The sequence below is a fragment of the Rhizobium sp. GW821-FHT14E12 genome (assembly GCF_058803745.1).
In genome coordinates this window covers 585,863-598,573 of record NZ_JBXAPH010000002.1, presented here as the reverse complement: position 1 = coordinate 598,573, position 12,711 = coordinate 585,863, and the positions used below count along the sequence as shown (strand labels likewise).

General features: G+C 61.0%; 14 protein-coding genes and 1 riboswitch. Of the genes, 7 read left to right on the top strand and 7 right to left on the bottom strand.

Going from position 1 to position 12,711, the window contains the following annotated elements:
- Nucleotide 1: 1 nt before the first annotated feature.
- Both AC1RO0_RS10935 and oiaX read right to left on the bottom strand, forming a co-directional pair.
- Nucleotides 2-1,336 carry a four-carbon acid sugar kinase family protein gene (locus AC1RO0_RS10935; RefSeq protein WP_498592907.1) on the bottom strand — a complete coding sequence of 445 codons (1,335 nt, stop codon included), beginning with the start codon at nucleotides 1,334-1,336 and terminating at the stop codon, nucleotides 2-4.
- Nucleotides 1,337-1,341: 5 nt separating this feature from the next.
- Complete coding sequence (oiaX, locus tag AC1RO0_RS10930; protein ID WP_498592906.1) at nucleotides 1,342-2,601, bottom strand: 3-oxo-isoapionate-4-phosphate decarboxylase OiaX; 1,260 nt, start codon at nucleotides 2,599-2,601, stop codon at nucleotides 1,342-1,344.
- A 183-nt stretch (nucleotides 2,602-2,784) separates the two neighbouring features.
- On the opposite strand from oiaX, the gene AC1RO0_RS10925 reads away from it, so the two are divergent.
- From AC1RO0_RS10925 to AC1RO0_RS10910, 4 genes are all read left to right on the top strand, one after another.
- Nucleotides 2,785-3,489, top strand: a complete 705-nt coding sequence (locus AC1RO0_RS10925) for a transcriptional regulator NanR (RefSeq protein ID WP_498592905.1) — start codon at nucleotides 2,785-2,787, stop codon at nucleotides 3,487-3,489.
- A 117-nt stretch (nucleotides 3,490-3,606) separates the two neighbouring features.
- Nucleotides 3,607-3,819 carry a hypothetical protein gene (locus AC1RO0_RS10920; RefSeq protein WP_153364177.1) on the top strand — a complete coding sequence of 71 codons (213 nt, stop codon included), beginning with the start codon at nucleotides 3,607-3,609 and terminating at the stop codon, nucleotides 3,817-3,819.
- A gap of 202 nt (nucleotides 3,820-4,021) precedes the next feature.
- Nucleotides 4,022-4,894, top strand: a complete 873-nt coding sequence (locus tag AC1RO0_RS10915; RefSeq protein ID WP_498592904.1) for an undecaprenyl-diphosphate phosphatase — start codon at nucleotides 4,022-4,024, stop codon at nucleotides 4,892-4,894.
- Between the two features lie 81 nt (nucleotides 4,895-4,975).
- Nucleotides 4,976-5,188: an alkylphosphonate utilization protein gene (locus AC1RO0_RS10910; protein ID WP_498593366.1), complete on the top strand. Its 213-nt coding sequence runs from the start codon at nucleotides 4,976-4,978 to the stop codon at nucleotides 5,186-5,188.
- 73 nt (nucleotides 5,189-5,261) lie between these two features.
- On the opposite strand, the gene AC1RO0_RS10905 is transcribed toward AC1RO0_RS10910, so the two are convergent.
- From AC1RO0_RS10905 to thiM, 4 genes are read right to left on the bottom strand one after another with little or no spacing between them, the layout of a single operon-like run.
- Entirely contained in the window at nucleotides 5,262-6,026 is a 765-nt protein-coding gene (locus tag AC1RO0_RS10905) for a 3-oxoacyl-ACP reductase (RefSeq protein WP_498592903.1), read from the bottom strand.
- Nucleotides 6,023-6,844, bottom strand: coding sequence for a bifunctional hydroxymethylpyrimidine kinase/phosphomethylpyrimidine kinase (gene thiD / locus AC1RO0_RS10900; protein ID WP_498592902.1), 822 nt, complete (start codon nucleotides 6,842-6,844; stop codon nucleotides 6,023-6,025). The genes AC1RO0_RS10905 and thiD overlap by 4 nt, the downstream gene beginning before the upstream one ends.
- Nucleotides 6,841-7,476 (bottom strand): thiamine phosphate synthase, encoded by a 636-nt coding sequence (gene thiE, locus AC1RO0_RS10895; RefSeq protein WP_498592901.1) that lies wholly within the window; start codon nucleotides 7,474-7,476, stop codon nucleotides 6,841-6,843. Before thiE ends, thiD begins: the two co-directional genes overlap by 4 nt.
- Nucleotides 7,473-8,276: a hydroxyethylthiazole kinase gene (thiM, locus tag AC1RO0_RS10890; protein ID WP_498592900.1), complete on the bottom strand. Its 804-nt coding sequence runs from the start codon at nucleotides 8,274-8,276 to the stop codon at nucleotides 7,473-7,475. Before thiM ends, thiE begins: the two co-directional genes overlap by 4 nt.
- Before the next feature lie 48 nt (nucleotides 8,277-8,324).
- Nucleotides 8,325-8,420, bottom strand: a riboswitch (TPP riboswitch).
- Nucleotides 8,421-8,667: 247 nt separating this feature from the next.
- On the opposite strand from thiM, the gene AC1RO0_RS10885 reads away from it, so the two are divergent.
- The 3 genes from AC1RO0_RS10885 to AC1RO0_RS10875 all read left to right on the top strand — a co-directional run bounded on the left by AC1RO0_RS10885 (nucleotide 8,668) and on the right by AC1RO0_RS10875 (nucleotide 12,024).
- Complete coding sequence (locus AC1RO0_RS10885) at nucleotides 8,668-8,814, top strand: DUF1127 domain-containing protein (RefSeq protein ID WP_007697761.1); 147 nt, start codon at nucleotides 8,668-8,670, stop codon at nucleotides 8,812-8,814.
- Between the two features lie 558 nt (nucleotides 8,815-9,372).
- Nucleotides 9,373-10,248, top strand: coding sequence for a glutathione-dependent disulfide-bond oxidoreductase (yghU, locus tag AC1RO0_RS10880; protein WP_498592899.1), 876 nt, complete (start codon nucleotides 9,373-9,375; stop codon nucleotides 10,246-10,248).
- A gap of 186 nt (nucleotides 10,249-10,434) precedes the next feature.
- Nucleotides 10,435-12,024, top strand: a complete 1,590-nt coding sequence (locus tag AC1RO0_RS10875) for a hypothetical protein (RefSeq protein ID WP_498592898.1) — start codon at nucleotides 10,435-10,437, stop codon at nucleotides 12,022-12,024.
- Here AC1RO0_RS10875 and AC1RO0_RS10870 read toward each other — a convergent pair.
- On the bottom strand, nucleotides 12,021-12,605 hold the full coding sequence (locus tag AC1RO0_RS10870; protein ID WP_498592897.1) for a cation efflux transmembrane domain-containing protein: 585 nt from the start codon (nucleotides 12,603-12,605) through the stop codon (nucleotides 12,021-12,023). The two genes, AC1RO0_RS10875 and AC1RO0_RS10870, sit on opposite strands and share 4 nt — an antisense overlap.
- Nucleotides 12,606-12,711 lie beyond the last annotated feature (106 nt).

Genomic DNA, 12,711 nt, shown 5'->3' with positions numbered 1-12,711 from the left:
ACTAGGCTTTTCGTCCGTCTCGAATTTGGGAGAAATAATCGTCGGTGCCGACCTGGCCGCCCTTCAGCGCGATCTGCAATCCGTTGGTCGGTGTGTAGCCGCCATGGGCAAGGCAAAGCGGCGACCCCGGGGTCTGCGGCAGCGGGAGCAGCGTCGTCAGGGCTTCCACGCGCAGTTCCTTCAGGGCGTGGCTCGACGTGTCGCCGCCGGCAATGACCGCACGGGGGAGTCGTTCTTCCTCGATAATACGGCGCAGGATGATGCCGAGAGCCTGTCCTAGCCGATGCCGGGCGCCGGGAACGCGATCGATGTCGCCGCCGCGATCGGCCGAGGGGCCGAGCGCCGTATGCAGGATGACGCTGCGGCCCGCCTTCAGGCTGGCGATGCCGGTGCCGATCGCATCTTCGATCGCACGATCGGCGCTTTCGCCAACCAGCGCCAGTGGATCGACATCGACGCCGTCGAAGCCGTCGGCCATAGCGCGTCGTATCTGTCGTTCAGTCGTCGGAGAAACGCTGCCAGACACCACGGCGAGGCGTCCGACCTTACCCGGCAGGGCAAATTCGGGCCGTTCATCGATCAGGCCCTTATCGCGCCACGCGTTGAGTAGCGCATATTCCACGCCGGAGGAGCCGGCGACGAAGAAGCCGTTGTCAGCCTTCAGACGCCAAAGCTGCCTTCCCGCAGCGGCCTGCGTTTCTTGACTATCGACATCCATGAACAGGATGCCGGAGGCCTTGGCAGCGAGTGCATCGAGTTGCTGGTCGGCATTATCAGCCGACACCGTCACTAGATCGGCGAGGCTGACGGGCAGGGATGTCTGCTTGCCGAGATGCAGCGCCAGATCGGCTTCATCCATCGGCGTGACCGGATGGCGGCTCATGACCGGATGGCGGTCGATGCGGAAGACCTGGCCCTGATAGGCCGCAAAGAGATGACCGAATGCGGTGTAACGCTTGAGCTGTGGCGCACCCACCACAACCGGCACGAAGGGCTGCTCAAACAGCTCCTTGCCGATCTCGATTGCCTTGCCGATATTGCCGATCCGCGGGCTGGAATCGAACGTAGAGCAGACCTTGTAATGGCATATTGCCGCCCCGAGGTCCTTCAGCCACTCGAATGTCGGGGTAAGATGCTGCTGCATCCATTCCGGGGTTTCGCTGCGGCTTGTCCCGGCAATACCGATCGCCCGGCATTCCCGGAAGCGGTCCAGCATATCGGCGCTGGGAATACCCAGAAAGAGCACGGTCGGAACCCCGTTCGATGCCAGGGCTTCCATCACGTCGGTCGAACCGGTGAAATCGTCGCCGTAATAGCTGAGAAGAAGATTGCTCATCGTCCCTACGCGCCCTTGCCGTCGCTGAACTTTGCGATTGATGCGGCGAGCTCCGGATGATCTTTGGCATAGTCTGCAAGCGGGATATCGGCGACTGCTGCCTCCCAGGCTTGCTGGACAGCACGCACGCCGGCGGCCGGTCCGGAGGGATGGCTGACGATACCGCCCCCGCAAAGATAGAGCAGGTCCGTGGTCCTGCCGGTCCGTTGATAGGTCTCCGGTGCCTGACCACCCCACTGGCCGGAACCGGCGACGGGAAGAGGGCAATCGGATGGATCGAATAGCGGCGTGCTGACGGCCTTGAAGGATTCAACGAAGCTTTCGTCCGGCTCCCAATATTTGACGCGGATGCCGTTGATCTGGAATTGATCGACGCCGAGCAGCCGCCAGAATTGTTGGTAGACCTTGAAATCCAAGCCCGCACCCGGATCGCGTGTCAGGACATCCCAGCCGTTGCGATGGGCATGCAGGACCAGGCCCGAGCGCTTGCGAAGAAAACTCATGCCGCCGAAGCCGATGGAATTGATGTTGACGACGGCGCAATTGCCGCCGGCTTCCAGCACGAGGTCGTGATTGCGCATCATCTCGTCGGGATCGGCATGCGAAATGCCAAAGGCATACATGACCTTCTTGCCGGTCTTCTGCTCATGATTGAGGATTTTCGGCATGATCGCGGCGACACGCTCCTTGAGGGGCGAGTACGCCGGGCTCATGAGCTTTTCGTCGTCCTTGATGAAATCGACGCCGGAGCTGATGAGTTCGCCGACCAGTTCGGCGGTTTCGGCTGGGCGAAGGCCGAGCGCCGGCTTGACGATCGTGCCGATGATCGGGCGTCCCTCGACCCCGGTCAGACGCTTGCTGCCGGCGACACCAAATTGCGGGCCGGGATGCGCGCCGCGAAAAGCCTCCGGCAGCTTCATGTCGACGATGCGGATGCCGGTCATGCCCTTGATCGAAAAAACACCGCCGATCGCGATCGTCATCAGCGCCGAGAGATCGGTGCCGATCGCATCGAGCGGAAAGGCGATGTCGACATCGGCGCGGCGAAGCGGGCCGTGGCCCTCGGCGACCTCAGGCCAGGTCGGTCGTTTCGCATCCTCAAGCTGGCGGATGCCCAGGACCCTTGCCGCCACCCGCGATTTCAGCTCTTCCGTCTCGCCTGGAACCGGCACAAAGGTGCCCGTCGACTGGTCGCTGGCAATCTTGTCGGCCATGGCCTCGATGCTGCCCGGCGTTTCGATGCGGTAGGTGATGGTTATGCTCATGAAGTGCCGGCTGCTCCTCTCGCCAACGATTTTGTCGTGGCGTCAACTTGTGATCTGGTATAATGAGTATTCCAACTTGTGCAACGATTTTTTTGTTTAGGAGCGGTCTGCCGTTCTGAACGGGCTTTCTCGACTCCATTTGACATTGCATAAGGGAGGAAAGCTTTGAGCCAGCGAGATGTCATGAGCCAACCAATCGAACAGATCGTCCGTCGGAAGCTGTCTGACGAGGTATTCGACCGGCTAGAGCGGTTGATTACATCGGGAGAACTCAAGCCCGGCGATGAAATGCCGTCGGAGCGCGTGCTGATGGAACGCTTCGGCGTCGGTCGCCCGGCGATCCGCGAGGCGATGCAGTCTCTCGCCAATATGGGATTGGTGAACATCTCGCATGGTGAACGGGCGAAGGTGCTTCAGCTTACCGCGAAATCGATTTTCCGGCAGGTGGATCTGACCGCGAAGATCATGCTGTCGCAGTCTTCGGACTCTCTCGAGCATCTGAAGAGCGCCCGTATATTCTTCGAACGCGGCATGGCCCGCGAGGCCGCTCAGCGCGCGACTGAAAAAGATATCGCCGATCTCAAGGATATCATCGAACGGCAGCGCCAGTCCTTGGGGCATGCCGAGGAGTTTATTTCGGCCGACATGCAGTTTCACACCCGCATCGCGCAGATTTCCGGAAACCCGATCTTCGCCGCTGTCAGCGAGGCGATGCTGGCCTGGCTCAAGACCTATCATACGGATCTACTCATCTGGACGGGCAAGGAAAAATTCACGCTCGCCGAACATGAAGAGATACTGGAGCAACTTTCCATCCATGACGCCGATGGCGCCGAAGCGGCCGTGATGAAGCATCTGGAAAGGTCGCGGGCGCTCTACAGCAAATAGCGGATGCTTCTTCCTTTCGCATTGCGCCCTGTCCGATGCTCGTTTTTCAGCGCCGGTTCATTTTCATATCATACCTCGTAAGTCCGGCTGCCTAGACATCGGAGAAAGAGGTGCGTGATGGTTAGATTCATTCATCGGAACATGGCGCTCGTCGTGGCGCCGATCATGACGGCAATTGCCATCGTGTCGTACAATGTGCTGAACCTTTTGATGAGGCATCACCACACAGCAAAGCACGACATCTACCACGTTGTCGGAGCGCTCTTTGTTTTCGGCGCCTTCTACGGCGTGATTCGTTACATGCAGGCTTTGCCTGACGAAGACGAATAGGGTCCAAAGAACCGCCGGAGCGCAGCTTCGTCACAATCGACTGGAGCCGTTGCCCGATCTTCGGCTTCCATCCCAATATGAGATCGGGGCGGATATGTCATGAACGCCGCCCCAATAACTATCAACGATGCTGACTTGCAGCATGGATATAGTGCGCCGTTCGGGCCATCAGGTCCGAACGAATAACCGAGGATGTTGATACGTGGCTGATGTTTGTACGCAGGGTGTGGATACGGGTTTTGTTGCCCTGGGCTACGCCAAGATCGCACTGCTTGGTGTTGTGCAAGGTCTGACCGAGCTGCTGCCGGTTTCCTCCACTGCCCACATGCGGCTTGTGCCGGCTCTGCTCGGTTGGCAGGATCCGGGTTCGGCATTTTCTGCGGCGATGCAGCTCGCAGCACTCGCCGCGATCATCTCCTACTTCTGGAGTGACGTTCGCTATGTTGCCTTCGGATCTGTCGAAGCGATCCGGCAGAGGGATTGGCGGTCACCCGCGATACGGCTTGCGATTGCCATCATCATCGCGACGATCCCGATCGGCATCGCCGGCTTGCTGCTATCGTCGTCCCTGAACGCCTGCGGCACCTCCCTTCGCAGCCTCTGGGTCATCGGCATCGCCTGCCTCGTCATGGGCCTTCTTTTGGCGGCAGCCGAACTTTACAGCCGGCACAGGAAAGACATGGAGCAGATGACTTTGCTCGATGCGTTGTTCGTCGGCATTACCCAGGTCGGTGCCCTCATCCCTGGTGTATCGCGGTCCGGCTCGACGCTGACCGGAGCGTTGTTTCTTGGCTTGAAGCGCGACGAGGCCGCCCGGTTCTCCTTTCTCTTAGGATTGCCGGCAATCGCCTTGGCCGGACTGAAGGAGCTATTGACGCTTTATAAGGCGCATATTCCGATGGAGGCATGGTCGGTGCTGATCGTCGGGCTGATCGTCGGCTGCGTCTCGTCCTTCGTGGCGATTTGGGGCCTGATGCGCTTCCTCGAGCGCTTCTCCACCTGGCCGTTCGTGATCTACCGCGTCGTGCTGGGCGTCGTCATCCTCTTCGGCGTGTTCGCCTTGGGTTGGAGCTAAGCGGTCTCTTTTGCGCTATTCGACCTGTTTGCCACCTGCTATGTGGCCCGGCAGACGAGACATAGCGACGGGACCAGAATGATGGAAGTAAGAGACAGCAACGGAACACTGCTTGCCGACGGCGACAGTGTGACCCTGATCAAGGATCTGAAGGTCAAGGGAACATCCGTGACCTTGAAGCGCGGCACGCTGATCAAGGGCATTCGTCTCACCGGCAATGAGGACGAGATCGAATGCCGGGCTGAGAAAGTCAAGGATCTGGTTCTCAGAACCGAGTTTCTGAAGAAGGCCTGATGTGGTGTCATTGCCGTTTTCGCAAAAGCGGCAATGACTTGCAGATGACGGTAATAGCGAAGCTTTAGCGACGCTACCCGAAGACCAACCCGCCATCCACGATAAGGTTCTGACCGGTCACCGCCCGCGCCCAGGGGCTTGCGAAGAAGAGCACTGCATCCGCCGCTTCTTCCGGTGTCGTCACGCGGCGAAGCGGCGTGTTTGCGGCAATGAGATCGAACACGGCCTCTGGCGTGGCGCTGCTGGCATCGGTGGTACGGAGCAATCCGCCGGACACCATGTTGACCGTGATGCCCTGCGGCCCGAGTTCGGCTGCAGCCGTTCGCGTCAGCGAGAGCAGGGCGGCTTTGGCGGCGGTGTAGTCGTGATAGGGCACGACCGGGTTCTGGAAGAGGTTCGTGCCGATGGTGACGACGCGACCGAAGCCGGCTTTTGCCATGGAGGGGCGCGCGGCCTGAATAAGATTGAGAGCGCCTTGCAATGCGGTGTCGAGTTGCGCGGCAATGGCCGTCCAGTTCAACTCGTCGAGCTTCGAACGGGCGTCGCCGTTGAAGCTGAAATCAGCAAGCGCATTGTGGACGATGGTGGTCGGCGCGCCGAAATGCGCCGTGACTTTCTCCACCAGTCTTTTCGTTTCGTCCAGGCTGCGGATATCCGCCTGGAACGCTTGGGCGTGGTCGCCGAGCCGGGCTGCTAGTGCCTCGGCAGGCTCGCGGCTGGCGCGATAATTGATGGCGACCTTCGCGCCTTCGCGGGCAAAGGCGCCCGCGATCGCCGCGCCGAAGCCGCGGCCGGCGCCGGAGACGATGACGATTTGCTGGTTAAGAGGCAGGCTCATTTTGTGCGTCCTTCTATGTCTAGCCATAGTTCATGAAAATGCTGAACCGGCCCGTGGCCGCTGCCAACCGAGAGCGTTCCGGCCGCGGCAACTGCGCCGGCAAGATAATGCTTGGCGGTGGCGACGGCTTCCGTGAGCGCTGCGCCCTTGGCGAGTTCGGCGGCCAGGGCGCTGGACAGGGTGCAGCCGGTTCCGTGCGTGTTTTTGGTCGGAACGCGGCTGGCTTCAAACCAGATCAGGCCCTCCGGACTTGCAAGCACATCAGGGCTTTCATCGCCATCGAGATGGCCGCCTTTGATCAGAACGGCCAGAGGGCCGAGCTTTGCCAGAGCTTGCGCCTGTCGCGCCATCGCCTCGCGATCTTCAGCAACCGGTTCGTGCAGAAGGGCTGCCGCTTCGGGCAGGTTGGGCGTCAGCAGCGTGGCGAGTGGCAACAGCCGCCGGGTCAGAACATCAACGGCGTCGGCGGCAAGCAGTGCCGCACCGCCCTTGGCGATCATCACCGGGTCGAGGATGATCGGAACGTCTCGATGCGGCGCGAGTGCGTCGACGACGGCCTCGGCGATGGCTGCATTCGCGATCATGCCGATCTTGACGGCGTCGACGCGGACATCGGCAAAGATCGCCGCGATCTGATCGGCGACGAATTGCGGCGGGACGGGATGAACGCCTGAAACGCCTTGTGTGTTCTGAGCGGTCAGGGCGGTCAGCGCCGCCATCCCGTAGACACCACGCGCCGAAAAGGCCTTCAGATCCGCCTGGATGCCGGCGCCGCCGGAGGGGTCGGAACCGGCGATGGAAAGAACGTTCCGGATCATTGGCGTGCCTCTCTGATGGCTTTGGCGATCTTAGTGGCTGCGGCCTGTGGATCCAGTGTGCCGCATATGGCGGAAACAACGGCGATGCCGTCGGCACCGGCTAACAGTGCTTCGGCCGCATGCCCGGCCTTCAAGCCGCCAATTGCGACTGACGGGACGGGGCAGAGATCGATCATACGGGCAAGGCCCGCAAAGCCGATCGGCTGCTTGTGGTCAGGCTTTGTCGGCGTCGCGAAAACCGGACCGATCCCGGCGTAATCTACGAGGGCGGGGTCAATGGCGGCGGCAAGTGTCTCGGTTTCTACCGAGAGGCCGAGGATCACATCCGGGCCGATCAGACGGCGAGCGGTGCGGGCGTCCATGTCGTCCTGGCCGATATGCAGGCCGTCGGCCTCGATTGCGATTGCCGCCTCGACATCGTCATTGACGATCAGGCGCGCGCTCGTGCCTGCCAGTGCCTGCTTCAGCGCAAGGCCGGTTTCGATCATGCTTGCGGTCGAGGCATGCTTGTCGCGCAGTTGCACGATGGTGGCACCGCCGGCAACGGCGGCGCGTGCGGTTTCCACCATGCCGATACCGGCGCAGAGCACCGGATCGAGGACGAGATAGAGGGAGAGATCGAACTGCTTCATAGTGAGATGACTCTTGCTTCGCTGTCGATCGCCTTTTCATCAAGCGCGGCCAGCGCATCGAGGAAGCGCCATGAAAACGAACCGGGTCCGTCGGCTTCGCGGCCTGCTCGTTCACCTGCCACGGCGAAGGTGGCGAGTGCTGCGACGGTTGCGGCAAGCGGGTGGTCCGGTCTTGTCGCCGCGAAGGCGCCGACGAGGCAGGTGAGCGAGCAACCGAGCGCGGTCACCTGCGGCATGAGCGGCGAACCGCCCTCGATGCGGCTGGCCCTGTTTCCGTCGGTGACGAAATCCGTGGCGCCGGTGACGGCAACGATCGACCGATGTTTTTGGGCAAGCAGGACCGCGCCTTCCTCGGCCAGTTCGACCGGATCGCGGCTGTCCACGCCCTGGCCTCGGCTGACGCCGCCGGCAAGCGCAATGATTTCCGAGGCATTGCCCCGGATGATCGTCGGATGCAGTTCCAGCAACTGCGCGACCGCCCTGCGCCTGAAGGCGGTGGCATAGTGTGCGACGGGATCGAGAACCCAGGGCTTGCCGGCCTTGTTTGCCGCCTGCGCCGCCGATGTCATGCCGGCCAGCCAGCCGCTGGAAAGCGTACCGATATTGATCGTCAACGCGCCGGAGATCGCAGCGAACTCTCCGGCCTCCTCTTCTGCATGCACCATCGCGGGAGAGGCGCCGGCGGCGAGCATCACATTCGCGGCGATGTTCATCGCGACGAAGTTGGTGATGCATTGCACCAGCGGCGGGTTTGCCCGCATGGTCGTCAATAGACTGCCTGGAGTGGTCTGGTCTTGCATGTCGCCCTTTCGGGCGGGGCGAGACGCGAAGGGAGACGACGCAACATGCCGGGACCCCGAGCGACTCCCTCCGCCAGCATGATCTGGTTCAGGTTCAAAGGGTACTTCTCAGCCCGTCATCGACGGACGCCCCTGTCTCTCAATCGCTATCGTTTTCGCAGAGAAAGATTGCCCTGTCACCAGCAAATCGCAGATCGCTGTACGGGCGAGGGGAGGCAGAGCGGACGGGCTACCTGTCGTATGCTGCGTGACCCATGCGCCGTTTGCATGGGTGCACTGAAGTCTTGTCTATACAATCAACGAGGGTTTCGCACTATATCACTCTCATCGAAGCGGATGGAGCGCCAAGCACGGCAGCTCAGCTTCGAATACCCTAGGAAAGGGGATCATCATGAACGTAGCACGCTCTTTTAACAACTGGCTCAAGTATCGTCAGACGGTCGCCGAACTGGGCCGTATGTCCACGCGCGAACTGCATGACCTCGGCATCGGCCGTAGCGAAATCCGCAACGTCGCTCGTGCGGCCGTTGTTCGCTAACAGCGTAAAACGCTGATCTACAGTCAAAATTCTGCTGGCGCCTGCTTCTTCCCGAGCGGGCGCTTTTGTTTTGAGTGCACGCTAGGTGAAGCTCGGCCCTTCGGGTGAGGGATCTGCGGCCTGGAAGCCTCCTGCTTTTCGCATAACGCATAGCTGCCCTGCAAATAAATGCCTATGAAGTAAGCAGATCTAGTGTATAGTCATATTTATCGAAGCGATGCACCTCCTCCCGCAGAGCTTCGATGATGTGGGCGCCTTATCCTCCTCCCAAGGTCGCCTGCGGGAACAGCAGCACTCCTCCTCCCAGCTGCTGTTCGGTTCTTTTCGAAAAGCCTGCCGCACCTCCTCCCGCGGCAGGCTTTTTCGTTTCTGGGCCGAGGCTGAATTTCTCCAGCCGCTCGGCTGGGAAGTCATCCATAACCTGGCACCAAATTCCTGACGCCAATGTGATCCCGCCCTCTCGTAAAAATTGATCGTGCCCCCTATGTGCGTAGTAGAGAACGCGCTAGATCGGTCGTTACATCGCAATTGTATCTGCCGAAAATCAGGAGTTTGAGCATGACCGATTCTGCCGAATACACGCCGCCGAAGATCTGGGTCTGGAACAAGGCGAATGGCGGCCAGTTTGCCAATATCAACCGTCCGATCGCCGGGCCGACCCACGAGAAGGAATTGCCGATCGGCCGCCATCCCCTCCAGCTCTATTCGCTTGGAACGCCGAACGGGGTGAAGGTCACGATCATGCTCGAGGAGCTGCTGGCTCTCGGCCATAGCGGCGCCGAGTATGATGCCTGGTTGATCAAGATCGGCGAAGGCGACCAGTTCGGAAGCGGTTTCGTCGACGTCAATCCAAACTCCAAGATCCCGGCGCTGCTGGATCGCAGCAGCCCGACGCCAATCCGGGTCTTCGAATCCGGCTCGATCCTGACCTATCTCGCCGAAAAATTCGGCGCTTTCCTGCCGACTGAGCAGCCGGCGCGCGCCGAATGCCTGTCCTGGCTGTTCTGGCAGATGGGGAGCGCTCCCTATCTCGGTGGTGGCTTCGGCCATTTCTATGCCTATGCCCCCACGAAAATCGAATATGCGATCGACCGCTTCGCCATGGAGGTGAAGCGCGAACTCGACGTGCTCGACCGCCGTCTGGCCGATAGCGAATATCTTGGAGGTAAGGACTATACGATCGCCGACATCGCTGTCTGGCCCTGGTATGGTGGTCTGGTGAAGGGCTGGCAGTATGGCGCGGCCGAGTTCCTTCAAGTGCAGGATTACAAGAACGTTCAGCGCTGGGCCGAGGCAATCTTCGCACGGCCTGCCGTGAAGCGCGGGCGCATGGTCAACCGCATGTCCGGCGACCCTTCCGAACAGCTGCGGGAACGCCATGACGCCAGCGATTTCGACACCAAAACCCAGGACAAACTAGCGACCGCGAGCTAAGCAACCAGCTACTTCGCCTTTCAGCCCGTCGCCACCATGGCGGCGGGCTTTTCATATCTGCGATTCCTTAAGGCCTGTCTGATCGACACGTCAGCCTCGCTCCATCTTGTTTGGCCAAATGTCTCATAGACATCGATGCGCGCATCTGAGGTGCGTCGACAAAGGACCGCAAGAGGAATGCCGCGCATGCAAAAGAGCTTTGACGACCGTGTTTCCGGCCTTGCCTCGAGCAGCCAGTTGGACAACGATCGTGATGCGCTTCTCGCTTGCCTCATTTCCGGTGGAGACGAAAGGCTGGATTGCGAACCGGTGACTGGCCTCAACATGTACGGCCATGGTCCATCGCCCCGGCCGCTGGACCTTGCCTTCGGTTCCTCGACGGCATCGACTATTTCCGCACCCGCTTTCGCGGCAGTCGGTGCCTATCATGCAGAGCTTCTCCGGGAGATGGAGATGCATCCCGCCGCAGACATCTATGCGCGAGAGATTGCCAAGGTCCGCACGGAGCTGCTGCATCTGCTTGGCCTTGATGGCGGCCCGGAGCAAGTGGACGCCGTGATGGCCACGTCCGGTACAGACCTCCATCTTTTCGTCGCCGCGCTGCTGGCGCGCGAGGACGACCGGACATTGATGACGATAACGCTGATGGGTAACGAGACCGGGAGCGGGGTTATGGCCGCCGCCGCCGGCCGACACTTTATGAGCCGCGTCAGCAACGATCGCTCGGTTGCCAAGGGCGAGGAGCTTAGCCCCGGACAGATGACGCGAAACACTTCCGTCGCGGTGCGCAACGCGGATGGTACCTTGCGCAGCGACGACGAGGTCGAGAGCGAGTTAAGGGGTCTGATCGAGCTTGCCCGCGCGGCCGGTCTCAGATGCCTTCTGGTCGTCACGGATGTCTCCAAGACCAGCCTGCTGGCGCCGGGCCTCGATACGGTGTTCCGCTTGAAAGCGCGTTTCGGCGCCATGCTCGACATTATGATCGATGCCTGCCAGTTCCGCGTCTCCGCCACCACGATCAGCGCTTACCTTGCCCATGACTTCCTTGTGGCGCTGACGGGATCGAAGTTCCTGGCCGGGCCGATTTTCAGCGGGGCGCTGTTGTGCCCGCCGCGACTGTCGGCTCGCCTGAAGCAGCGAGCTTTGCCGGCGGCGCTTGCCGATTATTGCGCGCAAGCGGACTGGCCGGAAGGCTGGGTGGCCAGGGACGGGTTGCCGCATCGCGCCAATTTCGGCCTCCTGCTGCGATGGACGGCGGCGTTGTTCGAACTGGAACGTTTCCTCAAAGTGCCCGAGGAAAAGGTTGTTGCTGTCCTGTCCACCTTTGCTGAAGCGGTGCAGGCTCGGCTGGAGAGCGACGCCGCCTTCGAACAGCTTGATACGCGCGCCATAGATCGAAACCGTCTGGGGGATCGGCCGCGCGGATCGCGTTGGGACGAGATCCCGTCGATCTTTTCATTCTACCTGAGGAACCCCTATCGCGGAGGCCTCCTGACGGCGGCGGAGACTGCCGCCGTCTATAAGGACCTGACGGTCGAACAGGGTGACCTTGCGCCGGCGCGCCTTGGTCAGCCGGTTCGCTGCGCCGATTTTGGCGACATGCCGGCGAGCGCACTGAGAATCTGCCTGAGCGCACCATTGATCGTGCAGGCCTGCGAGAGTGCGCAGGCGCTGGAGAGCCTGGTTGATCAGGCCATGGCGGTGCTGGACCGGACAGCCTTCGTGGCGGCGCAATCAGCACCCCGGATGGACACAATCCGCGCATCGGGCGCTTAAGCGGCCGCCCTTTGTTCGTCTCTCGCCGTCGTCCAGACCTCGCGCGCCGCATCGGCATTCATCGCGGCGATGCCTATGCCGACGATAAGGTCCGGCCAGGCGGAGTGCCACAGGAACGCTGTCACGATACCGGCCGCGATGATGGCTATATTGGCGAACGCATCGTTGCGGGCGGAGAGAAAGGCAGCGCGGGTCAGGCTGCCGCTATGGTCTCGGAAGCGAACCAGCATCATGGCGCAGGAGAGATTGACGACGAGCGCGCCGAGGCCGGTCAAGGACAACGGCAACGGCTCCGGGGCAACCGGAACCAAGAATTTATGCCAGGCGGTCCAGATGGTCGCCAGTCCGGGGATAAGCAGGATCCCCGCCAGCGCCATGCCGACGCGGGCACGATTGCGAATGCTCCAGCCGAGCGCCATCAGGATCAGAAGGCTGACCGAGGCGTCTTCAAGAAAATCGATGCTGTCGGCAAAAAGCGAAACCGAGCCGATGGATAGGGCTACGGCAAATTCGACACCGAAATAGCCAAGATTCAACAGCGCAACGCGTTTGACCGCGTTGCGGAGAGCAATGTCCGTCATATCTCCTCCATTCTCCTCACCGCCCGGCCGGCAAGAGCAACCGGGCGTCCCTCACGTCTATCTAACGCTCGATATCCGCTTGAACAGATGGAGATGTGGAAGATTA